The 25,276-nt window shown below is 41.4% G+C and carries 31 protein-coding genes; 8 read left to right on the top strand and 23 right to left on the bottom strand.

Going from position 1 to position 25,276, the window contains the following annotated elements:
* Positions 1-124: 124 nt before the first annotated feature.
* From MHB62_RS09300 to spoVK, 11 genes are all read right to left on the bottom strand, one after another.
* The gene (locus tag MHB62_RS09300; protein WP_003245754.1) at positions 125-637 is read right to left on the bottom strand and encodes a GNAT family N-acetyltransferase; all 513 of its coding nucleotides are present in this window, start codon (positions 635-637) and stop codon (positions 125-127) included.
* 334 nt (positions 638-971) lie between these two features.
* Complete coding sequence (locus tag MHB62_RS09295) at positions 972-1,763, bottom strand: DUF6998 domain-containing protein (RefSeq protein ID WP_003245212.1); 792 nt, start codon at positions 1,761-1,763, stop codon at positions 972-974.
* A 69-nt stretch (positions 1,764-1,832) separates the two neighbouring features.
* A complete protein-coding gene (locus tag MHB62_RS09290) occupies positions 1,833-2,267 on the bottom strand; it encodes an SMI1/KNR4 family protein (protein ID WP_003245860.1) in 435 nt (144 codons plus the stop codon).
* 186 nt (positions 2,268-2,453) lie between these two features.
* Positions 2,454-2,705 (bottom strand): hypothetical protein, encoded by a 252-nt coding sequence (locus MHB62_RS09285; protein WP_003245594.1) that lies wholly within the window; start codon positions 2,703-2,705, stop codon positions 2,454-2,456.
* A gap of 130 nt (positions 2,706-2,835) precedes the next feature.
* Positions 2,836-3,180 (bottom strand): hypothetical protein, encoded by a 345-nt coding sequence (locus MHB62_RS09280; protein ID WP_003244759.1) that lies wholly within the window; start codon positions 3,178-3,180, stop codon positions 2,836-2,838.
* A 245-nt stretch (positions 3,181-3,425) separates the two neighbouring features.
* Entirely contained in the window at positions 3,426-3,716 is a 291-nt protein-coding gene (locus MHB62_RS09275) for a membrane protein (RefSeq protein ID WP_009967315.1), read from the bottom strand.
* A 327-nt stretch (positions 3,717-4,043) separates the two neighbouring features.
* Positions 4,044-5,378 (bottom strand): type I glutamate--ammonia ligase, encoded by a 1,335-nt coding sequence (glnA, locus tag MHB62_RS09270; protein ID WP_003231737.1) that lies wholly within the window; start codon positions 5,376-5,378, stop codon positions 4,044-4,046.
* A 58-nt stretch (positions 5,379-5,436) separates the two neighbouring features.
* A complete protein-coding gene (glnR, locus tag MHB62_RS09265) occupies positions 5,437-5,844 on the bottom strand; it encodes a transcriptional repressor GlnR (RefSeq protein WP_003238341.1) in 408 nt (135 codons plus the stop codon).
* A gap of 109 nt (positions 5,845-5,953) precedes the next feature.
* Positions 5,954-7,219: an aminotransferase class I/II-fold pyridoxal phosphate-dependent enzyme gene (locus tag MHB62_RS09260; protein WP_003245218.1), complete on the bottom strand. Its 1,266-nt coding sequence runs from the start codon at positions 7,217-7,219 to the stop codon at positions 5,954-5,956.
* A 17-nt stretch (positions 7,220-7,236) separates the two neighbouring features.
* The gene (gene hflX, locus MHB62_RS09255) at positions 7,237-8,499 is read right to left on the bottom strand and encodes a GTPase HflX (protein WP_003245432.1); all 1,263 of its coding nucleotides are present in this window, start codon (positions 8,497-8,499) and stop codon (positions 7,237-7,239) included.
* 132 nt (positions 8,500-8,631) lie between these two features.
* The gene (gene spoVK, locus MHB62_RS09250) at positions 8,632-9,600 is read right to left on the bottom strand and encodes a stage V sporulation protein K (protein WP_003231746.1); all 969 of its coding nucleotides are present in this window, start codon (positions 9,598-9,600) and stop codon (positions 8,632-8,634) included.
* Between the two features lie 623 nt (positions 9,601-10,223).
* Between spoVK and cwlC the strand changes: the two genes are divergently transcribed.
* Positions 10,224-10,991, top strand: coding sequence for a sporulation-specific N-acetylmuramoyl-L-alanine amidase (gene cwlC, locus MHB62_RS09245; protein WP_003244862.1), 768 nt, complete (start codon positions 10,224-10,226; stop codon positions 10,989-10,991).
* Between the two features lie 63 nt (positions 10,992-11,054).
* On the opposite strand, the gene MHB62_RS09240 is transcribed toward cwlC, so the two are convergent.
* From MHB62_RS09240 to MHB62_RS09200, 9 genes are all read right to left on the bottom strand, one after another.
* Positions 11,055-11,675, bottom strand: coding sequence for a hypothetical protein (locus MHB62_RS09240; RefSeq protein ID WP_003245105.1), 621 nt, complete (start codon positions 11,673-11,675; stop codon positions 11,055-11,057).
* A gap of 49 nt (positions 11,676-11,724) precedes the next feature.
* Positions 11,725-12,714, bottom strand: coding sequence for a class 1b ribonucleoside-diphosphate reductase subunit beta (nrdF, locus tag MHB62_RS09235; RefSeq protein WP_003231754.1), 990 nt, complete (start codon positions 12,712-12,714; stop codon positions 11,725-11,727).
* A gap of 17 nt (positions 12,715-12,731) precedes the next feature.
* A complete protein-coding gene (nrdE, locus tag MHB62_RS09230; RefSeq protein ID WP_014479842.1) occupies positions 12,732-14,834 on the bottom strand; it encodes a class 1b ribonucleoside-diphosphate reductase subunit alpha in 2,103 nt (700 codons plus the stop codon).
* Positions 14,794-15,186, bottom strand: a complete 393-nt coding sequence (gene nrdI / locus MHB62_RS09225) for a class Ib ribonucleoside-diphosphate reductase assembly flavoprotein NrdI (RefSeq protein ID WP_003231758.1) — start codon at positions 15,184-15,186, stop codon at positions 14,794-14,796. The genes nrdE and nrdI overlap by 41 nt, the downstream gene beginning before the upstream one ends.
* Positions 15,187-15,429: 243 nt before the next feature.
* Entirely contained in the window at positions 15,430-15,660 is a 231-nt protein-coding gene (locus MHB62_RS09220) for a hypothetical protein (RefSeq protein ID WP_003245262.1), read from the bottom strand.
* Positions 15,661-15,741: 81 nt separating this feature from the next.
* Positions 15,742-16,014, bottom strand: a complete 273-nt coding sequence (locus tag MHB62_RS09215) for a YmzC family protein (RefSeq protein ID WP_014479841.1) — start codon at positions 16,012-16,014, stop codon at positions 15,742-15,744.
* Positions 16,015-16,210: 196 nt separating this feature from the next.
* Positions 16,211-16,432, bottom strand: a complete 222-nt coding sequence (gene hfq, locus MHB62_RS09210) for an RNA chaperone Hfq (RefSeq protein ID WP_003221097.1) — start codon at positions 16,430-16,432, stop codon at positions 16,211-16,213.
* 39 nt (positions 16,433-16,471) lie between these two features.
* Entirely contained in the window at positions 16,472-17,416 is a 945-nt protein-coding gene (gene miaA, locus MHB62_RS09205) for a tRNA (adenosine(37)-N6)-dimethylallyltransferase MiaA (RefSeq protein WP_003245569.1), read from the bottom strand.
* Positions 17,417-17,515: 99 nt separating this feature from the next.
* Positions 17,516-17,929 carry a YmaF family protein gene (locus MHB62_RS09200; RefSeq protein ID WP_003231769.1) on the bottom strand — a complete coding sequence of 138 codons (414 nt, stop codon included), beginning with the start codon at positions 17,927-17,929 and terminating at the stop codon, positions 17,516-17,518.
* Between the two features lie 88 nt (positions 17,930-18,017).
* Here MHB62_RS09200 and MHB62_RS09195 point away from each other — a divergent pair, with 88 nt between their 5' ends.
* From MHB62_RS09195 to ebrB, 3 genes are all read left to right on the top strand, one after another.
* Positions 18,018-18,299: a hypothetical protein gene (locus MHB62_RS09195; protein WP_015715926.1), complete on the top strand. Its 282-nt coding sequence runs from the start codon at positions 18,018-18,020 to the stop codon at positions 18,297-18,299.
* A gap of 134 nt (positions 18,300-18,433) precedes the next feature.
* Positions 18,434-18,751 (top strand): multidrug efflux SMR transporter subunit EbrA, encoded by a 318-nt coding sequence (ebrA, locus tag MHB62_RS09190; protein ID WP_015715925.1) that lies wholly within the window; start codon positions 18,434-18,436, stop codon positions 18,749-18,751.
* Between the two features lie 13 nt (positions 18,752-18,764).
* Positions 18,765-19,118, top strand: coding sequence for a multidrug efflux SMR transporter subunit EbrB (gene ebrB, locus MHB62_RS09185; RefSeq protein ID WP_014476870.1), 354 nt, complete (start codon positions 18,765-18,767; stop codon positions 19,116-19,118).
* A 13-nt stretch (positions 19,119-19,131) separates the two neighbouring features.
* On the opposite strand, the gene MHB62_RS09180 is transcribed toward ebrB, so the two are convergent.
* The 3 genes from MHB62_RS09180 to MHB62_RS09170 all read right to left on the bottom strand — a co-directional run bounded on the left by MHB62_RS09180 (position 19,132) and on the right by MHB62_RS09170 (position 20,874).
* Complete coding sequence (locus MHB62_RS09180) at positions 19,132-19,584, bottom strand: OsmC family protein (protein WP_003231775.1); 453 nt, start codon at positions 19,582-19,584, stop codon at positions 19,132-19,134.
* A 69-nt stretch (positions 19,585-19,653) separates the two neighbouring features.
* Positions 19,654-20,361 (bottom strand): poly-gamma-glutamate hydrolase family protein, encoded by a 708-nt coding sequence (locus MHB62_RS09175; RefSeq protein ID WP_003245758.1) that lies wholly within the window; start codon positions 20,359-20,361, stop codon positions 19,654-19,656.
* Between the two features lie 279 nt (positions 20,362-20,640).
* The gene (locus MHB62_RS09170; RefSeq protein ID WP_014476869.1) at positions 20,641-20,874 is read right to left on the bottom strand and encodes a hypothetical protein; all 234 of its coding nucleotides are present in this window, start codon (positions 20,872-20,874) and stop codon (positions 20,641-20,643) included.
* Positions 20,875-21,098: 224 nt separating this feature from the next.
* Between MHB62_RS09170 and aprX the strand changes: the two genes are divergently transcribed.
* From aprX to MHB62_RS09150, 4 genes are all read left to right on the top strand, one after another.
* Positions 21,099-22,427: a serine protease AprX gene (gene aprX, locus MHB62_RS09165; protein ID WP_032721588.1), complete on the top strand. Its 1,329-nt coding sequence runs from the start codon at positions 21,099-21,101 to the stop codon at positions 22,425-22,427.
* Positions 22,428-22,536: 109 nt separating this feature from the next.
* The gene (locus MHB62_RS09160) at positions 22,537-23,361 is read left to right on the top strand and encodes an MBL fold metallo-hydrolase (protein ID WP_080287606.1); all 825 of its coding nucleotides are present in this window, start codon (positions 22,537-22,539) and stop codon (positions 23,359-23,361) included.
* 78 nt (positions 23,362-23,439) lie between these two features.
* The gene (locus MHB62_RS09155) at positions 23,440-23,796 is read left to right on the top strand and encodes a hypothetical protein (RefSeq protein WP_003231786.1); all 357 of its coding nucleotides are present in this window, start codon (positions 23,440-23,442) and stop codon (positions 23,794-23,796) included.
* Positions 23,797-24,026: 230 nt separating this feature from the next.
* Positions 24,027-25,244 (top strand): cytochrome P450, encoded by a 1,218-nt coding sequence (locus tag MHB62_RS09150; RefSeq protein WP_032721582.1) that lies wholly within the window; start codon positions 24,027-24,029, stop codon positions 25,242-25,244.
* The last annotated feature ends 32 nt before the right edge of the window (positions 25,245-25,276 follow it).

Here is a 25,276-nt window from a genome sequence, read left to right as displayed (position 1 = left end):
ATTCACCGGAGCTCATTGAATCCCATTTAATCACTGTCATATCACTTTATATATCACCTTCATTTAACTAATATGTTCTAAGTAGAGGGTGATAATTTGTTTGTATTGCCGCACTCAATAAAGTTCAATTCCACTCTTCCTCTAAAATAGCGTAATAATATTCATCCCACCATTCATTGCCTTTTGGAATACATTTTTTAAAAAAGCCTTCTCTTCTCATTCCAATCTTCTTCATAACTCGGTATGAGGGAATATTCTCAGGTTGACACGTAGCTATAATCCTATGTAAGTTCATTTCTTTAAATCCATATTCCAAGATAGCTTGGGCTGCCTCAGAAGCATACCCTTTATTTTGATAATTGGGATTAAACACCCACCCAATTTCATATGTATGTTCACCAAAATACTTATAAAAAACAATATGGCCTATAAGACAGTCTTCATCTCTTAGTATGACAGGGAATTTTTCAGCGTTATCACCTTTGTTTTTATTTACAAATGCCTTTGCATCTTCTTCAGTAAAAACCCCTTCAGGTATATACTTCATTACATTACTATCAGATGTATACTCATATACTGCTTGCCAATCTTTGAATTCAAATTCACGTATCAATAACCTTTTTGTTGTTATGTGCATTAAAGCAACTCCCCTCTAATATACTTAATCTTTATTTCAATATGAAGACAACAATAACCTCTTTAAAACTATTCTTATTCAACAATATTGCCTCTTGCTAGAACAACTCAAGGATTACTGACTGTGAACAAGCAATGGAATATGATTCTCCAAAATAATCCCCCTATCCTTCTCTGAGGGGTAATATGGGGAATTTATGACAAAACTAAAGACGAAGTAAGATCATTTACTGTGGATGCAACTCGTAAGCCAGATTGCAAAGATAAAATATGTAAGAATTAAACAAACATCCTCTTACAATAAGTAAGAGGATGTTTGTTACCAACAAGATTGTTTAATTTAATTGGTATTCCTTATTAAGCTTTTTAAGAAGTGAAATTTCAACTTCGTATTGGCTTCCATAAATTCTGCTTATTTTTTGCACTTCTTCCTTTGAGCCGAAGAAAATAACTTTAAAATCATCATTTACGTATTGAACTACAAAAAAATCATCAAAATCATAAAATGTATTTTTATTTATCGAAATAAAACCACTTGATTGAGCTGTTGTTTTTACACTAATCCGTCTGCCATCACTCACAACATCAAATCCATGCTGATTAGTTTGACGTGCCAGAGTGCCGTTGGTTTGGATTGCACAAATGAATTCACCGATTCTGCCAATTAAATGCCTCAATTCTGTAGGCTTACAGTTCAATACATTCATTTCATATCTCAGGATTTGGTTATATTCATTATAAAGGTTTACAAGTTGTTCTTTACTAATGATTTCGGCTTGATCATTTATTTGGTTATTAGTAACAGAAGCTTCTCGGAGTGATTTAACACCGTTTACCCATTCGCCTACGATAACTTCCTTATCTTCCCCTTTTGATTTTCTGAAAATAAGTCCTGTATAAAGAGAGTTTTCACCTAAGTATTTGTAAGAACTTCTATTCATATATTCAAAGAGGTGCTTATTAAAAGAAATCCCCTTATTATACCGGTTATAACAATAATCTGATAAAATAATGCTATCCGGATTAGTTCCGTATTTTTCTTGAAGGGTTTTCTTTACTTCTTGAGGTGAAACCAACTCATTGATCTTATTTTTCAAAGCATCCTTAATTTGCTCGTAAATTGTCATTATACTTCCCTCAAATTGCAGTTTCTTTGGTTGTTGAAATTAGTCATAATTTTTTCTTTTGCCGAAGTGTTATTCTGAAACCAGTTTATAATACTCTTGGAGATTCGGATTTACTTCCCAATATTTCGTTCCATTTAAAGACACTAGCATATCAAACCATATCTCGAAATTAGAATCTAAGTTAATCGCATCTTCAATATCATCAATTGAGTCTAGATATAGCATATAGCCTAATCCATTTTTTGATTTGTTTGTGTCTATGACATATCTTCCATCAAAATGATATCCAATTAAAACGTATCCCTCTGGGAAATCTTGAACCTCATTATATTCAATGATTCCCTCTAAGCTAAGTATTTCAATCCCATCAAACATTTCCATCCCATTGTGCTGTAACAAAAACTCTTTATAGTCATTAGGGAAAGTAACACCTAGCTTCTGTTCTATATCGCTAATTTCTTGAGGACTAGCAGGATCTTTGAAATGAAAAGTAGCATCTTCCATGACATATCCTCCATGATGAAACATAGGGAATGTACCATATTTAGAAACTGCTTTCTTAATACCATCTAGTGTCATGTGAACTAACTTTTATTTCTTCCATAAATGCTCCTCCTCCTTAAATCATCTCACTAAATTTTACCACACAGAACATTAATAGATAAATTTAAAAGGGACATAAACTGTTTATTAAGAAACAATTTTACTCATAATTAAAGCAGGATTAGTGGTGAACAAAATGTAAGTGTTACGTGCTGTTTTAATTACTACCCTATCTGTTGAGCCATAAGGAAACCCAATCCTTACTGCGCTTTTCTCCTCTCCCCCATAGTTTGGATCAAGAAATACATCATTGATTTCTTTGATTGGAATTTCAATTTTGGATAGCTGCCAATTGATAATTAAGTTTTCATTTGATTTTTCAACGTTGATTCCAAGCATAAAAACATTCCCCTTTTGACTATGAATTCAGTGAAACAAACACGCTTTAAAATTTATTAAATCCAAAAAGTAATACTTACGGGAAATATGACTATAAGCAAAAGAGCCCTTTCAGGCCCTTATTTTTCTTTTACCCTTGGTATGAATTTGTTACAAACTCTTTTGCTTTATTAGCAACAGCTTCCCAAGTGGCGGCAGCATGATCAAGATCCGCAGAAAGCTTATTGATATCCTCATTCTCAAACCCTTGGGCGAGTGAATAAAATTGATTTGCTATAGAATGCCAGATGCCTTCGATTTGTCCTATAAACTCCTTAGACTTTTCTGCTTGGGCTATTACATTAACCAGGTCTATATTGATACTGTGAAGCATCCCCAAAACTTTTACTTCTAATTCTGGAATCTGTATATAATCTTCATCGCTTGGACTTTGATTTTTCTGTTTCTTGAGTAATTGACTTAAAGCTTTCCACACAGTATTGTCCTCCTATGATAGCTTCTTTAGACGTGCCTCTATGGAAATGGTCATTTGGTGATCAGCTTCACGAAATGCCTCAGCAAATGTTTCAATTCCGGTATCCTAGAAACATGGCGTTAGATAATCATGCCCACCGATGCCCCCGCTGGTGGATTAGTTGCAAGCATAAACATTCTGCGATTTATCACCGACCTTGTCAAAGGGATGTTAAATAAAAAAAGAACCTTAATTTTCCCATTGGCTTATTGGCTTACTTTTGAAAATTTATAAATTATTATTATATTGAACAGTGTTGGTATGATGTATACAAGACCAGTTCCAAGTAGACCTATTACTGAACTAGCAATTAATAATATGCTGAAGACTGGTTTATTATTTGTCTGGATTGAAGCAAGCATGGTTATAATTCCCGCCAAAGCACCTAAAAACCATAAATTCCCCAAAGTGTAAGAGTCATCTATAACCGCAAACAGTTGAGCCAGTACAGAAAAAACCGCTCCTAATCCCCCGGAGAAGATAGTCAATTTTTTCATAGAAATCTCCTTTTTGAAAATTGATTTAGATTTCAACGTAATTATGGATTCATTTGGTTATGATGTCAATGATAAACATCTACCTTACTCATCTTATTATTGCTGGTAGAAGTATTGAACAATGGAATTATCACAGAATTTGTCGAATTATTTATGCGTATTGCTTCCTTAAGCGTGGAATTATTTCCCTAATTAAAAATTTAGTACATAGAATTATTAGTGACATAGACTAAAAGTGACCCTGCTTTTTAGCAGTGCCGCTCCATAATTTATTACCTATTAACATAAAAAATCCCCTGACACTTTTAGTGCCAAGGGATTGAGATATTAATACTGAGACATATACTGTTCGCGTTCCCAAGGATGTACTTGCGTGCGGAACATATCCCATTCGATTTCTTTTGCTTCGATGAAGTGTTCGAATAGGTGCTCGCCCAGCGCTTTGACCATGACTTCGTTTGATTTGAATTCTTCTAGTGCTTCCGCAAGTGTTGCTGGAAGGTCAACGATTCCGTTTTCCATGCGCTCTTCTTTGCTCATCACATAGATGTTGCGGTCGATTGGAGCCGGCGCTTCCAGTTTGTTTTTGATTCCGTCTAATCCTGCAGCAAGCAATACGCTAAGTGCAAGGTATGGGTTTGCAGCTGGGTCTACACTGCGTACTTCAACACGTGTGCTGATGCCGCGAGAAGCCGGGATACGGATAAGCGGGCTTCTGTTTTGCGCGCTCCATGCTACATAACAAGGTGCTTCATAGCCAGGAACAAGACGTTTGTAAGAGTTTACTGTCGGGTTTGTTACTGCTGTAAAGCTTGTTGCGTGCTTCACGATACCTGCAATGAAGTGCTTCGCTGTTTCACTTAACTGAAGATCTGCGTTTTCGTCAAAGAATGCGTTAACACCATTTTTGAAGAGTGATAGATTGCAGTGCATACCTGAACCGTTTACACCGAACAATGGTTTTGGCATAAATGTCGCATGCAGGCCGTGTTTACGGGCAATTGTTTTGACAACTAGTTTAAATGTTTGGATGTCATCACAAGAGCGGACTGCTCCAGCATATTTAAAGTCGATTTCGTGCTGACCAGGTGCTACTTCGTGGTGAGACGCTTCGATTTCAAAGCCCATCTCTTCAAGCTCAAGTACGATATCGCGGCGGCAGTTTTCTCCTAAATCAGTTGGAGCTAAGTCGAAATATCCGCCTTTGTCGTTTAGTTCAAGCGTCGGCTCGCCTTTTTCGTCCAATTTGAATAAGAAGAATTCAGGCTCAGGCCCAAGGTTAAAATCACTGAAGCCGAGGTCTTCCATTTCTTTCAGAATCCGTTTTAAGTTGTTTCGCGGGTCACCTTCAAAAGGTGTGCCATCCGGATTGTAAATATCACAGATGAAACGTGCTACTTTACCTTTTTCAGCTGTCCATGGGAAGATAACAAATGTATTTAGATCTGGATACAGGTACATGTCTGACTCTTCGATACGAACGAATCCCTCAATAGAAGAACCGTCAAACATGACTTTATTATCAAGCGCTTTTCCAAGCTGGCTTACAGGAATCTCAACATTCTTGATTGTTCCAAGAATGTCAGTAAATTGAAGGCGGATATACTTCACGTTTTCTTCTTTTACTAATTTTTCGATATCTTCTCTAGTGTACTTTGCCATTTGGTAAAATTCCTCCTCTTAAAAGGTAAATGTATATAGCAAAACAGTTGCTAACGGATTAATGAAAGAAGCGGGACATGTCGCCTTGACGGAATGTATTCCCTCTTTGAAAACGGCCGGCTTGCATGAGCTCGTTTTTCAGGAGCTGTCTCAGTTCGTCATCGGACAGATCATGTTTCATTGGTTTTTTCGTCTTCTCGTTTTGTTTTTGTTCTGGCTCGGCTTCGGCTTTCGCCAGAATCTGTTTAATTCCTGCCATGTTTACACCTTGTTCTATCAGGTGCTTGATTTCTAACAGTTTATCTACATCATGAAATGAAAATAATCGTCTATTTCCTTCACTTCTGGCTGGAAATATCAGTCCATTTTCCTCATAATATCGAATTTGTCTTGCTGATAACTCAGTTAACTGCATGACAATTCCTATTGGAAATAAAGGCATTGAGCGGCGAATATTATCACTCATCTCAATTTCCTCCTTTTCTTAACTTAGTTTCATTATAGGTGATGTTATATTATGTGTCAATACGATGTAAGGATTCTTAACATCAAATCCAGAGAAATTTTTAAAAAATTTAAATTAATTGCTTTTGCATCAATGAATCCACTGCACTGCATATGGCATTCTTCACATGCGAATAGGTTAATCCTCCCTGAACATACGCTACATACGGCGGGCGGATAGGGCCATCAGCTGATAATTCGATGCTTGCTCCTTGAATAAACGTCCCTGCTGCCATAATGACATCATCCTCGTATCCAGGCATGTAGGCTGGATAAGGCGTCACATGAGCATTGATTGGCGATGCAAATTGAATAGCCTGGCAAAAAGCAATCATCTTTTCTCTGTCAGAAAACTCAACGGATTGTATTAAATCCGTTCTTTTCGCATCCCATTTCGGGTTTGAAGTGAAGCCGAGTTTTTCAAGGAATCTCGCTGTAAACACCGCTCCCTTTAAACTTTGAGACACAACGTGAGGCGCCAAAAAGAAGCCTTGGTACATTTCTTGGAGCGAGTAAAGAGATGCCCCCGCTTCTCTGCCGATGCCGGGTGACGTCATACGGTATGAGCAAGCTTCAATCCATTTCGCTTTTCCGACGAGGTAGCCGCCTGTTTTCGCAAGGCCGCCGCCGGGATTTTTAATGAGAGATCCCGCCATCAGGTCGGCTCCGACATGGCAAGGCTCAAGCTCTTCCACAAATTCTCCGTAACAGTTGTCCACAAAGACGATCAGATTTTCATTGATTTCTTTTACAAAACGGATCATTTCTTTTATTTCACTAATTAAGAAAGAAGGGCGATTCGCATATCCTTTTGAGCGCTGAATGCCGATTACTTTTGTCTTCGGATTGATCGCAGCGGCGACTGCATCATAGTCTATCTTTCCGTCTTTCGTCAGATCAACCGCATTATAGCCGATTTGAAAATCCTTTAACGAACCAGCGTTTTCTCCACCCCTGACGCCCACAATTTCCTCTAGCGTATCATACGGCTTGCCCGTGATATAAAGGAGCTCGTCCCCCGGTCTGAGGACACCGAACAAAGCAATTGAGATGGCATGTGTGCCTGAAATGATTTGCGGCCTTACAAGCCCCGCTTCTCCGCCAAACACATCCGCATATATGCTTTCAAGCGTGTCTCTTCCGATATCATCATAGCCGTATCCAGTAGACGGCGTGAAATGAGTGTCGCTTACTTTGTGTTTTCTATAGCTTTGAAGCACTCTCCACTCATTTCGCTCGCTGATTTCTTCTATTTGTTTATGAATGCCGGCAATGTCCGCTTCCACTTCCATTGCCGTTTTCTTCAATAATTCTCCGTGTGTTAATGTGTCAAACATGTCTTTATATTTCCTTCCTACATATACTTCTTTAATTCACCGATGATACTTTGCTCTTCTTGGACATAGCCGGATATGTCATACTGTTCATTTTCTTCATTAAAATAGAAGCGGTCTACCATCGTTTCCGATTTGATTCTGGAAAGGAGCTTCCCTTCACTTGCCGGCACATGTGCTTCAAAAGACGTTAACAGTTCTTGGCGCAAATAGCGCTGAATCGCTTCTTTAAAGGCTGCAGCGTCGTCCTCAAATTTCGCACTGACCATAATGTGATCCCTTCCGGCGGTCGGTATAAAATCAGGCAGTTTTTGATCACGTTTATTGTAAGCCGTCAGCATCGGGATATCATCTGCTTCAAGCTCCTCAAGCAGCCGAAGCACTGTTTTTTCATGTCCCGCATAATCCTCATTTGAAGAATCAATTAAATGCAGAATTAAATCCGCTTCTTTTACTTCCTCAAGCGTTGAGCGGAATGCAGCAATCAATGTCGTCGGAAGATCCTGAATAAATCCTACTGTATCTGAAAGAAGAACACTGTAGCCGCTTGGCAGGACCATTTTTCTGGTCATCGGGTCCAGCGTGGCAAACAGGAGGTCTTCTTCATAGCTGTCAGCACTCGTCAGGCGGTTGAACCATGTTGATTTCCCTGCGTTTGTATAGCCGACAAGCGCAATTTGAAGCACACCGTTTTTCTTTCTTCTTTCACGGTATCGGCTTCTATGGCGAATGACAGTGGAAAGCTGTGTGTTGATTTCATGAATGCGATTTCTGATATGGCGGCGGTCGGTTTCCAGTTTCGTTTCCCCGGGACCTCTTGCCCCAATTCCTCCGCCTTGCCGGGAAAGGTTGATCCCTTGTCCCGTCAGACGCGGCAGTGCATATTGCAGCTGAGCCAGCTCAATTTGAAGTTTGCCTTCTCTCGTTCTCGCCCGCTTTGCAAAAATATCTAATATCAATTGCGTGCGGTCAATCATCTTCACTTCAATTGCTGTTGCCAATGACTTCAGCTGACTTGGCGACAGTTCATCATTAAAGATGAGGAGATCAGCTTCAAGCTCTTCCACGAGTGCCTTCAGCTCTTCTACCTTCCCTTTTCCTATATATGTAGCGGCGTCAGCCCTGTTCCGTTTTTGTGTGACGCTGGTCAGTACTTTTCCGTCTGCTGTTTTCGTCAGAGATGCTAGCTCTTCCATAGAATTTTCAAAATGCTCATCCGTGATATGCGGCAGCTGACATCCGACTAAAATGGCTTTCTCCTGAATCGTTTCTTGTTCGTTCAAATGGATGTTCCTTTCTTTTGCATATTGGGCAGTAGTATTATCATACCAAACCCTGCATGTGTATACCACAAATCGATTGCTTTGAAAAGCGGAAATACGAGCAAAAAACAGACCTCTCAAAAACTGAGAGGTCTATGCAGATCCAGATGCTTCTTCTTTAATGGAAAGATCTTGGCTTTTGATGGTCATCAAGTCGCTTTTTAAGTATTGGTCTCCCATTAAAAGCCTCATGGCTTGTGCTCTGATCGATTTTTCGATCACATTTCTGACAAAACGTCCATTGCTGAATTTAATGGGACTTGTCGTGCTTTTCACTGTCATTAAGTAATCTTTCAATTTCCATTCCGCTTCTTGACTGAGCTGGTATTCCCTTTCATCGATCATTCGTTTCGCAATCTCCATGAGCTGGGTCACAGAGTAATCCGGAAAATCAATGGAGATGGGAAATCTTGATTGGAGTCCGGGATTTAACGAGAGAAAATGATCCATTTCCCGTGAATATCCGGCGAGTATCAAAATAAACTCATGCTGTTTGTCTTCCATATGCTTTACAAGTGTGTCGATCGCTTCTTTCCCAAAGTCCTTTTCGCCGCCTCTTGCCAGCGAGTAGGCTTCGTCTATAAACAAAATGCCACCTAATGACTTTTTGATTAAATCTCTCGTCTTTTGGGCGGTGTGTCCGATATACTCCCCGACCAGGTCAGCCCGCTCCGCTTCTATTAAGTGGCCTTTTGACAGGACATTCATTTCAAAGAACAGCTTGCCGATGAGCCGTGCAACCGTCGTTTTTCCCGTTCCCGGATTTCCTTTAAACATCATGTGCAGCGCTTGCTTTCCAACCTTCAAGCCTTGCTCCGCGCGTTTTTGGTTCACAAAAATCCAGGCGTATATTTCCTTGATGTTGCGTTTCATTTCCTCCATCCCAACTAATGCGCTCATCTCTTTTTCGATTTCCTTCAAAATGCCGTGCTTTGCTTCGTTTTTTTGCAATGCAGCCTGATATTCCGCCTCTGCCTCAGCATTCGTCAGCACCTGCTTTTGCCCGTTCAGAATAATGTTGATCTGTCCGTTGTTTTTATAAGTCACAGCGCGCTCCAACATCTTCACCTCTCTGTTCTCTCTATATGATATTCAAGCGGATGCCGATTGTGACAAACGCCTATCATGTGTCGAAACAATTGCTTTTTTCGGGAACAATAAGGAATCCTGCGCTTTCCCGAGAAATACTTTATTTCTTATTGTATTCACGGACATGGGGTGGACAAACCATGAGATTTTGTTTTTAATCATTTTGTCAGAGTATTATAGTGAGCTTCTTTCTCATTATTTCTTTTTCATACAACGGGCTGATTTTTGTACGAAACGTATTACCCGCCCTAAGATACCTGAAGTGTTTTTCTTTTTTTCGATTTATAAAGCGGTGTCTTTAATGAAAGGAGCTTTCCTCATCAATTTACGTTTTAAATGCTTGATTTAATATGAACGCAAAGCTTAAAACCAGCAGGAATCAGTGCAGGTTAACCGAACCCATAGTACATACAAACATATGGCGTATGCACAGATTTCATGTCGGACCGTATCTGTTGTCGCTTCATGTTGAATTGTGCGCTTTCCCGAGAAATAATTTCTGGATGTGAAAGGGTTATTTCCTCATTTTTCAGTTGAATGATAATCGTACAAGCAGAAGCCGTGTTTTTTCATATCCTGTAATGAGGTGATGAAAAATGGTTAAAATTTTTATTGATCCTGGCCATGGCGGGTCTGATCCAGGCGCAACAGGTAATGGCCTTCAGGAGAAAACGTTAACCCTGCAAATCGCTTTAGCCTTACGTACGATATTAACTAATGAATATGAAGGCGTTTCTCTGCTGCTGAGCCGGACAAGCGACCAATATGTCAGCTTAAACGACCGGACAAATGCCGCAAATAACTGGGGAGCAGATTTCTTTTTGTCCATTCACGTTAATTCCGGGGGAGGCACAGGTTTTGAAAGCTATATTTATCCAGATGTAGGAGCCCCGACGACGACTTATCAATCGACAATTCACTCTGAAGTGATACAAGCTGTCGACTTTGCCGATCGCGGCAAAAAAACAGCGAACTTCCACGTCCTAAGGGAGTCGGCAATGCCTGCCCTCTTGACCGAGAACGGCTTCATTGATACCGTTTCCGATGCAAATAAGCTGAAAACGAGCAGTTTTATTCAAAGCTTAGCGAGAGGACATGCAAACGGGCTGGAGCAAGCCTTTAACCTTAAAAAGACTTCCAGCTCAGGGTTATATAAGGTTCAAATCGGCGCATTTAAAGTCAAAGCGAATGCCGACTCGCTCGCAAGTAATGCCGAAGCCAAAGGTTTTGACTCGATTGTCCTTTTAAAGGACGGATTATACAAAGTGCAGATTGGCGCATTTTCATCCAAAGACAATGCAGACACCCTCGCTGCCAGAGCGAAAAATGCCGGCTTTGACGCTATTGTGATCCTAGAATCATAGCCGAGACGGGGACGAGCGTCTCATAAAAAAACCCGGCTCCTCATCGCGAGAAACCGGGTTTTTTTATTCAAGAATATCAACAACAAACTGTGACCATGTTTCCAGACGGTTGTAGATATCATCCTGTTTTAATTCAGAAACTTTCATCCATTTACCCGCAATTTGTTCTTTCTCCTTCACTTCCACTTGTGCGCCAGGCTTTAATTGAAGCGCAGAAAGAATACCGATATGCACTTTGCCAACACTGTTTTCATCATCATTGATCAATCCCAGTGTGACAATCGCCTGTTTATCTTCTTCATTTATTTGCAGTTCTTCCTCAAGCTCACGGTCTGTGTTCAGCTTTAAGACTTCAGCAAATGAAGCTGCCCCTTCGATGGCGTTCATATGGCCGCCAAAACCGAGAGAAAGCTTGTTGTGCAGACGTGATTCACCGCCGCCAGCCAGCCGCTCGTAAAGAAAAACTTCATCTTCACGCTTAATGACGACATAAGGTATCGGCTGCTTGAAACGCGGATCTTCTTCTGCGTCCCCTCTTCTCATTTCACGATAGGCCGCTTCAATCTGAGCCATGATTTCTGCTACTCTGCTATCTTCACTGTACACGCCCTGGAAGGTTAAGCTTTCTTTTTTAAACACATCATCGCGCGGGGCAACTAAAATCATTTCGTCCATTTTTCCCATGGGTACTGCGTCCTCCTCATTTGAACCTTCAAGCCGAAAAGAGCAGATATTATATCTGCTCTTTTTCATCTTCAAAATAAAAGTCATCATCTTTGAGCGGCTCAACTGTCGCTTTTTTATAGCCATTCCCCTTCATAGAGAAGAAGTCATGCGATTTTGTTTTTGTGTTTAATCCGTTTAAAACGATCGGATTAATGTCTTCCTCTTCGAAGTATGGATCAAATCCAAGGTTCATCAGCGCTTTATTCGCATTATAGCGGATGAATTTCTTTACATCATGTGAGAGCCCGACTTGATCGTACAAGTCCTCTGTATACTCAAGCTCATTTTCATATAACTGATTCAGGAGGTCGATCGCAAATTCACGAAGCTCTGCTTTTTTCTCTTCTGTCTGTTTATTATAAATTTCCTGAGCAAGGAGACCGACATACACGCCGTGAATCGCTTCGTCACGAAGGATCAGGTTAATGATCTCACCGCTTTGCATCAGTTTTCCTTGTCCGTAGAAATATAACGGATAATAGAAACCGCTGTAGAAAAGGAAGCTTTCCAGATAGACGGAAGCAACCATCGCTTTGAACAGTGAAATTTCATCATCTTTTTGAATGGCTTTGTAAAGCCCGACAATCATTTGCGCTTTTTTCTGCAAATATTTATTTTGTTTAACCCATTCAAATACTTCATTGATCGTTTCAGTCGGTGCAAGGGTCATGAAAATATTAGAGTACGACTTCGCATGGACAGCGTTCTCCATCATCGCCATGAAGTTCAGCACCGCTTTCCGCTGGTGGCCATCTACGTGTTCAGCCACAATCGGCATCCCCGTATTCCCCTGCTCTGTATCAAGAAGCGTAAGTCCGGCCAGTACCTTCATATAAGTATCCTGCTCATTTTTTCCGAGGTACTTCCATGTGAGGAGATCGCCGTTTAAAGCAATCTCTTCCGGAAGCCAGAACTGTTTCACGTTTTGGTTATAGAACATTTGGGTAAAATCGTCTTCATGCTTTGACCAGTTTGCTGCGTCATAAATTTTTGTCACTATAAACTCTCCTTTAATCAAACAACACAAGAAAGGCAGCTGTCTTGCCCAGTATCTTTCGTTCTTGCATAGTAAATGGTTTTAATTCCTCTATGATGTGCATACAGATCGATTCGGTTTAAATCACGGGTCGTCATTGTGTCTTTTAAGAACAATGTAAAGCTGATTCCCTGATCAATGTGCTGCTGGATAGTGGCGATCATATCCACAACCTTGAACATGTCCATATCGTAGGCTTCTTTATAGAAGAACCAGTTATTAGATGCAAGCCCAGGCATTGGGTAGTACGTTTTTGAGTTGCCGTATGTTCGTTCTTCAATGCGTTCCATAATCGGCATAACAGACGCCGTACTTGATTGGACGTATGAGATAGAGCCTGTCGGCGCAATGCATAATCTGTAGCTGTGATACATACCGTGTTCAGCCACAAATGCTTTTAGCTTTTTCCAGTCCTCTGTCGTCGGGATATGCATACCCTCAAACAGATTAGCGATTTTTTCATATTTCGGTGAGAAATCAGTAGAAACGTATTTGTCAAAGTATTCACCTGTCGCATAGGTTGAGCCTTCATATTGATCAAACGTTTCACCCTTCTCTTTTGCGATTTCCGCAGAACGCTGGATGGAGTAGAAGTTCACCATCATAAAGAACGTGTTTGCAAAGTCACGCGCTTCCGGACTTTCATACGCAATGCCGTTTTGCGCAAGGTAGCCGTGAAGGTTCATAGCACCGAGGCCGATTGATTTCATCGCTTTGTTTGCCCGTCTTACAGCAGGCGCATTACGGATGTCAGTTGTTTCAGACACGTGTGTTAAAGAGTCTGTCGCAAGCTTGACTGTCTTTTCGATTGATTTATGCTCCATGACATTGAGAATGTTAAGCGAACCCAGGTTGCAGGAAATATCCAGACCGATTTCATCTTCTTCATCATAGTCTGTGTATGAAGAAACTTGAGATGCCTGCAGCACTTCAGAGCAAAGGTTAGAAAATTTGACCTTGGAAATATGGTTATTCGCATGCACTTTATTGACGTTATCTTGGAACATGATGTATGGATAGCCTGATTCAGAACGAAGCATCGCCAATTTTTCAAGCAGTTTCCGCGGGTTGATTTTTTCCTTTTTCACCCGAGGGTTGTCGACAAACTTGTCGTACATTTCGTTCATGTCCATCTCATCCATGTGCTGGCCGTACTCTTTATAAATCGTGTGCGGGTAGAATACATAAGCCGCTTTGTCCTCGCGTGCAAGCTCAACGAACTTATCCGGAATGACAACACCGATCGAAAGCGTTTTGACACGCACATCTTCATCCGCAGAAATCTTTTTCGTATCAAGAAAATCATTGATATCGCGGTGGAAAATGTTTAAATACGCCGCGCCGGACCCTTGTCTTTGTCCCATTTGGTCAGCGTAACGGAACGCGTTATCAAGAAGCTTCATGACGCCTACAACGCCTTTTGTCGCATTCTCAACATCTTTAATGGCTTCACCTTTCGCGCGAAGCTTGGACAGGTTAAGAGAAACCCCGCCGCCAAGCTTAGAAAGCTGCATGGAGATATCGATCGCTCTTGAAATGTCATTTAAGGAATCATTGACTTCCAGCAAGAAGCAGCTCACAAGTTCACCGCGGCGTTTTCTGCCGGCGTTCAAAAATGTCGGTGTGCTCGGCTGATATTCTTGATTGATCATCAGGTTTACATATTCTTTTGCTTTCTCAGTGTCGCCGTTAGCGAAGAACAGCGCAACAATTGAGATCCGGTCCTCATAACGCTCGAGGATTTTTTTCTTGTCATTCGTTTTCAAAGCATAGTCATTATAGAATTTAAACGCACTCATGAAGGAAGGAAAACGAAACTTCTTAGCGTAAGCTGTCTTAAACACTTCTTTAATGTCTTCAAAAGAATAAAGGCTTAAGAATTCCTCTTCGTAGTATTGGTTTTCAACCAAATAATCCAGCTTCTCTTTTAAATCGTGAAAGAAGACTGTGTTTTGATTGATATAATCTACAAAATAGCTATGTACAGCCTCTTTATCCTTATCAAACTGGAATTTTCCATCTTTTTGGATCATGATTTCGTTATTTAACTGGATCCATTTTGGCACTTGATTTTGTGACAACTCTTTCTACCTCCTGAGTAAACAATTCAACGTCTTTAGATGTGCCGCTGAGTTCAAATTTGTGCAAGATCGGCACCTGATATTGTCTTGAAATGGTATCGGCGCTTTTTGCAAAGTTATCGCCCCATACTTTGTTGCCGCTCGCAGCGACTCCTAATAAGAGATGGGCGTATTTTTCGAGAAATGATTGTGTTGATGCCGGTACCTGGCCGAAGTTTGTCGTGTAGGTGACCAAAACAAACGGAGTGTCCACGTGGTCCATTTCGTCCACCTTGCGTATCTGCTGAAAGCCTGTTTTATTCACAAACCGCTGAACATTCCCTGTTTTCGAATCAAATATGATTTGTACCACGTTTTATCACGACCTATCAAAAAATATGAATCTCTCATCACTAACACTATATATAGTATACTACCCTCTAGCAAAAACACAATATATAGATTCGTTTTTATGAAAAATTCATATTTTGATCAAATCAGGCAAATGGGCAGACTCATTAGGGCCCAAAAAAGAGAGCAGAACGAGAATCATCTCTCGTCCTACTCGGGGTGTCGTTTTTTAGCCGATGTTTATCATAACATGAAAAAAAACTGCTTAGTAGTCTAGATTTTTTTTTCTTAAGCTATCACAGCATTTTTCGCTCTCTACTGTTTCTTCTATTTCAACATCCGCGCCGATCTCTTCTAAAACCGCCTTCAAAGCAGTGATAATTGACGCTTCTCTGATTAATTCTTTTCCGTTCACAATGATACTTGTTCCGTATTCATAGCAAGAATCATCTTCGCAAATTTCTTCCCAATGATTCACGATCACTTTATGCTTCATGTTTTCACCCTCTGTTTGATCTGTGTCTGTATTTAGTTTAGCGGCTGGCATCCTCTTTGTAAATTCGAATGCTTGTGAATTTTATTCAAGCTCATCATCCGCGTATTCTTTCTTCAGCTTTACCTCATTGCGGGACTCATTATACTCATAAATTTTGATATAGCCGTCCTCCATAACGCCAAAATGGTTATGTTCAAGTGGAAACGAGGTAGGCTGAGGCGTTTCATAGTCTGAATTGCCGCTGTCTGTTTCAATAATGGTATCTTGATTCCCGCACGCCCCGAACAGTAAAAAGACAGCTATCCATACAAGTGCAATCCTGATTCGTCTCAGTTCTGCTTCACTTTCAAACAAGGTCGATCACCCCCAAATTCATTTTATACATAATATACCATTTTTACTTCCGTATGTTGTTCTCATAAAAAAAAGACCGTGCCTTGGCATGGTCAGCTTACACAAAAAGCTTGGAGCAAAAGTGGATTCATGTTAAAAATGGCCGCCGGGAACCCCCGGCAGCCTTTCCTCATGTCTTGACATGGCATTTTTTGATCTATTCGAGTTCAAGCTGGACGTTTTTTTGCGGCGCAAACGTTGAGATCGCATGTTTATATATAAGCTGCTGCTTACCTTCCGATTCCAACAATACGGTAAAGTTATCAAAGCCTTTCACCTGGCCCCGCAACTGAAAGCCGTTCAGCAAAAAAACAGTGACATACGTATTTTCTTTCCGGATTTGATTCAAAAACTGATCCTGAATATTAATCGGTTTCATGTTTCGTCCTCCTTGATTCTCTATATCATACAGTTTCGATTAAAGTTCGAGTTTTCCTGCTATATGTGTGAAAATTTCCTTTTTTTTCAGCTCCATATCAACAGGCGGTGTCATATCGAACCATGTGACCTGCATTTTGTTGCGAAACCACGTCAGCTGGCGTTTCGCATACCGCCTTGAGTTCTGCTTTAGCTGTTCGACAGCATCGGAAAGTGTCACAAAACCGTCAAAATATGCATACAGCTCTTTATAGCCTATCGCCTGTATTGATTGACAGTCTCTCACGTTCTTGTCGTATAAGCGTTTCACTTCGGGAAGAAGGCCTGACTGCATCATCAAATCGACCCGCTGATTAATTCTTTCGTAAAGCGTGTCTCTATCCATTGTCAGGCCAATTAACACTGCATTGTACAGAAGTTCTCGTTTTTGTTCCTTCAAATGCTGGGACATCGTTTTTCCGGACGTATGTAAAATTTCCAGTGCGCGAATGACTCTTCTTGTATTATTCGGATGAATCGCAGCTGCTGCCTCGGGATCTGCTGCAGCAAGTTTGGCATGAAGAAAGTCAGCGCCTTCCCGCTCAGCGGCCATTTGCATGCTCTCTCGAAACACGGGATCATTTGCCTCTTCCGTAAATGTATAATCGTAAAGCACAGATTGTATATAAAGCCCTGTACCGCCGACAATCATCGGAAGCTTTCCTCTATTTGCAATCTCGCTGATTTTATTTCTTACTAAGCTTTGATAATCGGCAGTAGAGAAAGAGTCTTGGGGATCTAAAATGTCAATCAGATGATGGGGCACTCCCTCCATCTCCTGTTCGGTAATTTTAGCTGTTCCAATATCCATCCCTTTATAAATCTGCATCGAATCTCCGCTGATAATTTCCGCGTTTAAGGATTTGGCTAGCTGAATACTTAAATTGGTTTTCCCCACTGCCGTCGGTCCGACTAAAATGACAACGGGCTGCTTCGTATTATTCAATATGTATCACTCTCTTTTATAAATCTCCCCCCATTATAGCATTCAACATGGACAACCACCTATCCATTTTGCCCTTTTTTTGCATCGGTAAACATCCTTCTACCAGCCGAGCGGCTCATTGCCGACAATTTCCCTTGTCTTTCCTTTCAGGGTATGACGATGCGTTTTTCTTCTGTCATCTCCGGGATCGTACACAACCCCTCCGTACTGGATCTCAATCGGCTCGTTATAGGCCAGATATGTCGTTTCTTCGATTTCATGATAATGTGTGCCATCTGCTAAGGGAATCGCCGGTCCTGAGATTCCGTAATACCGATGAAAATGGCCGTTTTCAAATGAAGTGATCCCTGTATAGTAATGTGTATGCTGATCGGTATTTGATCCGTTTGCCGGCTGAGTAAACCCTTCAATGAGATGATAATGGCCCTGTTCTCTCGTTGTTTTGACATGATAGGCATGTGCGTGGGGCGGTGCTTTTGACCAGTCAGACTGATACAGGCCCAATGTGTTCACATCCTCCTTTTTCTCGATTCGCCCAATCAAATCCGGGCAGGGTGAATACACTGCATCATCTACACTTTATTACAGGAGGAAAGAAAACATGAACGAGTTAGAGCATTTCAGCCCTGAAGATACAAGAATATTTGGAAGACCGTTCGGATTCGGGAGACCATTTGGGTTTGGAAGACCGTTCGGGTTCGGTTACGGGTTTGGAAGACCCGGATTTGGTTATGGATTTGGGTTTGGCCGGCCATTCGGATTTTTTGGAGGACCGTTTATCGGCGGCCTTGCAGGCGGGCTTATAGGAAGCGCTTTATTTAATCCTTATTTGTATGGCGGATACCCCTATTATCCGTATGCCCCGTTCCCTTATTATTATTAAACGCAAAAGACCCCTTAAAAAGGGGTCTTTTTATGTGTGTGAAAATGAATCTCTTGACTCATACATAGGCATACACTAATATTTTTCTAGCTGAAGTTTTTTCTAATCTAAAAATATAGTGAGGAGAATTCATGATGTTGATAGGATATATATTCCTCACGATTGCCATATGTTCGGAATCGATAGGAGCAGCCATGCTGAAGGTATCTGATGGCTTCAAAAAGTGGAAGCCAAGTGCTTTGGTCGTTATTGGCTATTCCCTCGCCTTTTATATGCTGTCCCTGACTTTAAACCATATTCCCCTGAGCCTCTCCTATGCGACTTGGAGCGGGGCGGGCACGGTGCTGACGACAGTGATCGGAGTAAAATGGTTCAAGGAAGATCTGAATGCCAAAGGGCTTCTCGGAATTCTTTTATTACTATCAGGAGTCGTGTTACTTAATTGGCAGTAAAGGAGTGATGAAGATGAGAGGATTGCTTTATTTGGCTCTCGCCATTGTATCTGAAGTGTTTGGGAGCACGATGCTGAAGCTTTCAGAAGGATTTACACAAGCCTGGCCCATTGCCGGAGTCATAGTCGGATTTCTTTCTGCTTTTACGTTTCTAAGCTTTTCTTTAAAAACAATTGACTTATCAAGCGCGTATGCAACATGGTCGGGCGTTGGTACCGCGCTTACAGCAATTGTCGGGTTTTTGCTTTTTGGCGAAACCATCAGTTTAAAAGGTGTATTCGGTCTCACGCTTGTCATTGCAGGCGTGGTCGTGCTAAATCAATCGAAAGCCCACGCTGAAGATAAAAAACAGACGGTCTGTGAGTGACCGTCTGTTTTCTTTATTCTCCACCCAGTTTCACAGAGGCTTCAAGCTGCAGTTCGACATTTCCTTGAATTGCACGCGAAATCATGCATGACGACTCCGCTTTTTTACAAAGCTTGTGCGCCAATGCGACGTCGTCTTGTGAAGCATCATGTTTAAGCACGACAGAGGGACGGTGAATGATCTTTTTGTATGTAAAGACTCCTTTTGTGACGTCGACAATGCCTTCTGACTCCATCTGTAAGTCTTCTTTTTCCAGCCCGCTTCTCTCCATCATCGCTGCAAGTGTAATAATGTAACAGGTCGCTGCCGCCCCGAGAAGCATTTCATCTGGGTTGGTCCCTTCTCCCGGGCCATCCATTTCTTTAGGAATGGAAATCGATGTGATCAGGTTTCCGCTTTCAATCGTACCGACATCATTGCGGTTACCCGGCCAATTCGCTTTTAAATAAAAATGATGATCTGCCATTGTTTCGCCTCCTTTTTTATCCTATTTCAGTCTACTGATCTTCTCTTATTTTGTCTTCTGATCTGCTTGTTACGAATACTCTTTTTCCAGGACACCTTTGATCGCACTGACATAAGCATAAAATTCACTGTTCTTTGTGTATTTTCTATTTTTATAATAAAAATCATCAAAAAATGCTTCTCTCTGCTCACGGCTGATTTCCAGCTGGATACTTAGCCCCGTTTCCCCTTGGTTATTAATGTTTTCGGCATTCAATCCAGCAAGACCGCTTTTAGACGACGCTAACTCAGCGGAAAACCCTCTCCGCTCAAGGGCTCTCACAATCATTTTCGCCCGCTTTCGGTCTGTTCCCCCTACAAGGGTATTCTTGTTCTCTCCTTTATATCCGTGAAAAGCCACCACATATTGATGCTCCTTGATTTTCTTTTTTGCCAATGGCTCATCAAAGTTGGTGCTTGTAATGTGCAGCGTTTGGTTATCGTGGGACTTCAACCCTTCAAACAGGTATGTAGAGTATTCATTATTGAAATAACGCACAAGCTCACTTACTCCGCCTTCAATTCTTCCGCCATGCGGAGACATAATTAAGACTTTGCTTCCTTTTTTCTCATTATATGAAATATCGTAATCGGCTGGGCTCTCATTCTCTGCCAAGCTGCTGAAATTTGAATATGTATCTGGCTGATTTGATGGTTCTGGTTCCAATGAGTAATGAACATATCTCAAGAACAAGACAATGGCTAAGACTAATATGACATTTAGTAAAAATCTTCTCATGTTTAACTCCTTTCATAAGAATGGCGCGGTTCATTATATGAGGTTTAGCCAATAGGTTTTATCTTACCATTGTATACACAATATCATCAGTGAAAAAGTTCCCGGTTTCAAAAAATCAATTGATTGTCACGGTTATTAGCGGTTCATTTCAAATAAGAGTGAAAAAAGGTTGAGAGGAAAGACAAAAAAGGTAGGAACAACCTCACTTGGCAAATAAATGTATATAGGTTTAAGGAGGGTTTTAGTAACAGGCTGCCCGGTTGCTGAGACGGACAGCTGTTACCGGCCTGCAGAATAGAGATTTTGCTTATTTGTTCTCACAAAATCACAGGAGAGGATAGAGTCCAATAAAAATGTTCTGATCTGTTGTTTCGAAAAACAAAATGCTTTGATTTTCGTTTTGCTTTTCTGTCTCACAATAATCGTTCTTTTACTAATCGTTCCGTCTTTCTTCATATATATAATGCTGATTGGCATTTGGCTTTCCAAAGATCGGTGCAAGTAGAAATTCATACGGTTGCTCTCCCCTTCCCAGTTTGATATGATCACATTATAATACGAACAAACGTTCTTTTTCAATCCCCAATGATTTCCTCAGCTTCTGAATCTATCGTATCTAATGCGAAAGATTCAGAAAAACAAACTCTTGTCTGTCTCTTACAGAGGACAAACAAACTTACCAAACCTATCATCTGTTCATAGAGTATACAGAGAACCTTATAATAGGAGGAAAATACATGTTTGGGTACTCTATGGTACAAATGGTGAGAGCAAATGCTCACAAGCTAGATTGGCCGTTACGGGAAACCTTATTGCAGCTTTACAAGCCCTTCAAATGGACTCCTTGCTTCTTGCATAAATTTTTCGAAACCAAATTGCAAAACAGAAAAAAAATGTCAGTCATTATCGAATTTGAGGAAGGCTGTCACGAGACCGGCCTTCAAATAGCTGGAGAGGTGCTGCAAAAAGAAAAACGCAGCAAGCTAAAAAGCCGCTTCAACAAAATCAACTGCTGCAGCGCCGAAGTTACTCCTTCAGCATTACATTCCCTTCTCTCTGAATGCAGCAATATCCGTAAAGTGTATTTAAACCGCGAAGTCAAAGCGCTTTTAGACACGGCAACCGAAGCAAGCCATGCGAAGGAAGTCGTCAGAAACGGGCAAACCCTGACAGGAAAAGGTGTTACTGTCGCTGTTGTCGATACAGGAATCTACCCGCATCCTGATCTAGAAGGAAGAATTATCGGATTCGCGGACATGGTCAATCAAAAAACAGAGCCGTACGATGATAATGGTCATGGCACACACTGTGCAGGTGATGTCGCAAGCAGCGGTGCATCCTCTTCCGGTCAATACCGCGGACCTGCACCGGAAGCCAATCTCATCGGCGTAAAGGTATTAAACAAGCAGGGTTCAGGAACGTTAGCAGATATTATAGAGGGTGTTGAGTGGTGTATTCAATACAATGAGGACAACCCCGATGAACCGATTGATATTATTAGCATGTCGCTCGGGGGCGATGCCCTTAGATATGATCATGAACAGGAAGATCCGTTAGTCAGAGCGGTTGAAGAAGCGTGGAACGCAGGGATTGTCGTCTGTGTCGCTGCCGGAAACTCAGGCCCTGATTCGCAGACCATTGCAAGCCCGGGCGTGAGCGAAAAGGTGATTACAGTAGGTGCGCTTGACGATAACAATACTGCAAGCAGCGATGATGATACTGTCGCTTCCTTCTCAAGCCGCGGCCCGACAGTATATGGGAAAGAAAAGCCCGATATTTTAGCGCCGGGTGTTAATATTATTTCCCTTCGCTCTCCGAATTCTTATATTGATAAGCTCCAAAAGTCAAGCCGTGTAGGGTCTCAGTACTTTACAATGTCAGGAACCTCAATGGCAACACCGATTTGCGCAGGAATCGCAGCTTTAATTCTTCAGCACAACCCGGATCTTACCCCTGATGAAGTAAAAGAGCTTTTGAAAAACGGCACGGACAAATGGAAAGATGAAGATCCGAATGTGTACGGAGCGGGCGCTGTCAACGCAGAAAATTCCGTTCCCGGCCAATAAACATCATCAAAAGCCGGCAATTCTCTCTCAGCAGAACTGCCGGTTTTTTGTTTGAATATTCATAATCATAAGGTAAAATAATGGAAAATAGATGAAGGAAGTGAAGAAAGTGCCATATTATATCTGCAACACATGCGGTGTGCAACATGCACAGACTGTAGATCCGCCCAACTCGTGTCTGATTTGCGAGGATGAAAGGCAGTATATTCATCCCGATGGACAAAGTTGGACAACCCTTGAAGACATGCGTGAGAAAGGAAACCTTCAAAACATCCTCAAAAAGGAAGAAGAGCATCTTTACAGCATAAAAACTGAACCAGAGTTTGCGATTGGACAAACAGCCCATCTTATCCAGCATAAGGGCTTCAATGTGCTGTGGGATTGCATGACATATCTTGACCAAAAGACAATTGACCAAATCAACGAATTAGGCGGTATTCAAGCCATCGCCTTGTCTCATCCACATTATTACTCTACTCAAGTTGAGTGGGCTGAAGCGTTTCAGGCGCCGATCTATATCCATGAGGATGATAAAGAATGGGTGACAAGGCCAAGCGATCACATTCACTTCTGGTCAGGGGAAACGCTCAACGTAAAGCCGGGACTGGACCTTTACCGACTGGGCGGACATTTTAAAGGCGGTGCTGTTTTGCATTGGAGCAAGGGCAATGAAGGGAAAGGCTGTCTATTGACCGGAGATATCATTACGGTTGCGGCGGACCGAAACTGGGTCAGCTTTATGTACAGCTACCCAAATCTCATTCCCCTTCCCGCCTCCAAAGTTGAAGAAATAGCAGCCAAAGTAAAACCGCTTCAATTCAACCGGCTTTACAATGCTTTTTCTAAAGTTGTCAAAGAAAATGCCGGCGAAGCGGTCCAGCGTTCTGCCGTACGCTATATCAAGGCTCTCAACAGCGAATTGTTTCATACATAAAGAGTGAGGCGGCTCTTTTCCGTGTAAAAGATGCAGCAATTGGGAATAGTATCGTGTAGATCAAAAGGAGGAATATTGATGGCACACACGAATACACAGCTTTCTCAATGGCTGGAATCAAAAGTCGGCCAGACGCTTGATATTAGAAAAGGTGAATTGACCCATGATGAAGAGATATCAGACTTGGATCAGATAGTTCTCCACCTTCAAAAAGTGGCTATACGCAGTACGAATCATCCTGATGATTATGTTGCGAAAGAAGAGCTTGTTTTAGAAGGCGAAGGAACAACATTCACTGAGGACGGAAACGTACCGCTTCCGCAAAATGCCTATGAGATTCCTTTATTAGGTGACATTCATATTCACCAAGAAAACGAAGGATTGAAGGTCGTAACAGATCGTGCAGTATATACAATTGATATCCAGCACAGCTGACAGCCACTTTCATCAAAATAATACAGCGTAGCGCCTTTGAGCTTTCGTTCAAAGGCGCTGCTTTATATCGAGCCGTTTTTTCACTTTTTTCGTTCTTCTCCCTATTGAATGACGCCTAAGATAGATATATAGTTTTAGAGACAGGATTACATTTCAAATCATTCTGTTTTTTGTAAACTAATTCAGCAATTTGATTCATCTATTTACCCTATTAGGCGAGGAGAATGCAAATGGAAAAATTGATGTTTCATCCGCATGGTAAAGAGTTTCATCACAATCCTTTTTCAGTTTTAGGACGATTTAGAGAGGAAGAGCCCATTCACCGATTTGAATTAAAACGGTTCGGAGCCACATATCCGGCCTGGTTAATTACCCGATACGATGATTGTATGGCCTTTTTAAAAGACAATCGAATTACAAGAGACGTAAAAAATGTGATGAACCAAGAACAAATCAAAATGCTCAACGTTAGTGAAGATATCGATTTTGTATCCGATCATATGCTGGCAAAAGACACACCTGACCATACCCGCCTGAGATCACTTGTTCATCAAGCATTTACTCCCCGAACCATTGAAAATCTGCGCGGCAGCATTGAACAAATTGCTGAACAGCTTTTAGATGAAATGGAAAAAGAAAATAAAGCGGATATCATGAAATCCTTCGCTTCCCCTTTGCCTTTTATTGTTATATCTGAATTGATGGGAATCCCAAAAGAAGATCGGTCACAGTTTCAAATCTGGACCAATGCGATGGTTGATACCTCTGAAGGTAATAGAGAGCTGACAAATCAGGCCCTTCGTGAATTTAAAGATTATATCGCTAAGCTGATCCATGACAGAAGAATAAAGCCAAAAGACGATTTAATCAGCAAACTTGTGCATGCTGAGGAAAACGGCAGCAAGTTAAGCGAAAAAGAGCTCTATTCGATGCTGTTCTTGCTCGTTGTAGCCGGCCTTGAGACGACTGTTAACTTACTCGGCTCAGGCACACTCGCATTGCTGCAGCACAAGAAGGAATGTGAGAAGCTCAAGCAGTATCCTGAAATGATCGCTACAGCGGTTGAAGAATTGCTGCGATACACCTCACCTGTCGTTATGATGGCAAATCGGTGGGCCATCGAAGACTTTACATATAAGGGGCATTCGATCAAAAGAGGAGACATGATTTTTATAGGCATCGGATCTGCCAATCGCGACCCGAATTTTTTCGAGAACCCCGAAATATTAAATATAAACCGGTCGCCTAACAGACATATTTCTTTCGGTTTTGGCATTCATTTCTGCTTAGGAGCGCCTCTTGCCAGGCTGGAAGGCCACATTGCATTTAACGCACTTTTGAAGAGATTTCCTGATATTGAACTTGCGGTTGCACCTGATGACATTCAATGGAGAAAAAATGTCTTTTTAAGAGGATTAGAAAGTCTCCCTGTTTCACTTTCAAAATAACATTCAAAACGCCCCCTTTTAAAAGAGGGGGC

Origin of the sequence: Bacillus sp. FSL K6-0255 (genome assembly GCF_045040725.1) — a bacterium.
Classification (GTDB): Bacteria; Bacillota; Bacilli; order Bacillales; family Bacillaceae; genus Bacillus; species Bacillus subtilis.
The sequence above is the reverse complement of the archived record's forward strand: the minus strand, read 5'-3'. Positions and strand labels throughout refer to the sequence as shown.

Bases quoted from the DNA above. Each gene is read 5' to 3' on its own strand.
- MHB62_RS09300 (WP_003245754.1), bottom strand. From the start codon at position 637: ATGCACATAACAACAAAAAGGTTATTGATACGTGAATTTGAATTCAAA.
- MHB62_RS09295 (WP_003245212.1), bottom strand. From the start codon at position 1,763: ATGACAATTTACGAGCAAATTAAGGATGCTTTGAAAAATAAGATCAAT.
- MHB62_RS09290 (WP_003245860.1), bottom strand. From the start codon at position 2,267: ATGGAAGATGCTACTTTTCATTTCAAAGATCCTGCTAGTCCTCAAGAA.
- MHB62_RS09285 (WP_003245594.1), bottom strand. From the start codon at position 2,705: ATGCTTGGAATCAACGTTGAAAAATCAAATGAAAACTTAATTATCAAT.
- MHB62_RS09275 (WP_009967315.1), bottom strand. From the start codon at position 3,716: ATGAAAAAATTGACTATCTTCTCCGGGGGATTAGGAGCGGTTTTTTCT.
- glnA (WP_003231737.1), bottom strand. From the start codon at position 5,378: ATGGCAAAGTACACTAGAGAAGATATCGAAAAATTAGTAAAAGAAGAA.
- glnR (WP_003238341.1), bottom strand. From the start codon at position 5,844: ATGAGTGATAATATTCGCCGCTCAATGCCTTTATTTCCAATAGGAATT.
- MHB62_RS09260 (WP_003245218.1), bottom strand. From the start codon at position 7,219: ATGTTTGACACATTAACACACGGAGAATTATTGAAGAAAACGGCAATG.
- spoVK (WP_003231746.1), bottom strand. From the start codon at position 9,600: ATGTTGGAGCGCGCTGTGACTTATAAAAACAACGGACAGATCAACATT.
- cwlC (WP_003244862.1), top strand. From the start codon at position 10,224: ATGGTTAAAATTTTTATTGATCCTGGCCATGGCGGGTCTGATCCAGGC.
- MHB62_RS09240 (WP_003245105.1), bottom strand. From the start codon at position 11,675: ATGGGAAAAATGGACGAAATGATTTTAGTTGCCCCGCGCGATGATGTG.
- MHB62_RS09220 (WP_003245262.1), bottom strand. From the start codon at position 15,660: ATGAAGCATAAAGTGATCGTGAATCATTGGGAAGAAATTTGCGAAGAT.
- hfq (WP_003221097.1), bottom strand. From the start codon at position 16,432: ATGAAACCGATTAATATTCAGGATCAGTTTTTGAATCAAATCCGGAAA.
- MHB62_RS09195 (WP_015715926.1), top strand. From the start codon at position 18,018: ATGAACGAGTTAGAGCATTTCAGCCCTGAAGATACAAGAATATTTGGA.
- ebrA (WP_015715925.1), top strand. From the start codon at position 18,434: ATGTTGATAGGATATATATTCCTCACGATTGCCATATGTTCGGAATCG.
- ebrB (WP_014476870.1), top strand. From the start codon at position 18,765: ATGAGAGGATTGCTTTATTTGGCTCTCGCCATTGTATCTGAAGTGTTT.
- MHB62_RS09180 (WP_003231775.1), bottom strand. From the start codon at position 19,584: ATGGCAGATCATCATTTTTATTTAAAAGCGAATTGGCCGGGTAACCGC.
- MHB62_RS09175 (WP_003245758.1), bottom strand. From the start codon at position 20,361: ATGAGAAGATTTTTACTAAATGTCATATTAGTCTTAGCCATTGTCTTG.
- MHB62_RS09170 (WP_014476869.1), bottom strand. From the start codon at position 20,874: ATGAATTTCTACTTGCACCGATCTTTGGAAAGCCAAATGCCAATCAGC.
- aprX (WP_032721588.1), top strand. From the start codon at position 21,099: ATGTTTGGGTACTCTATGGTACAAATGGTGAGAGCAAATGCTCACAAG.
- MHB62_RS09155 (WP_003231786.1), top strand. From the start codon at position 23,440: ATGGCACACACGAATACACAGCTTTCTCAATGGCTGGAATCAAAAGTC.
- MHB62_RS09150 (WP_032721582.1), top strand. From the start codon at position 24,027: ATGGAAAAATTGATGTTTCATCCGCATGGTAAAGAGTTTCATCACAAT.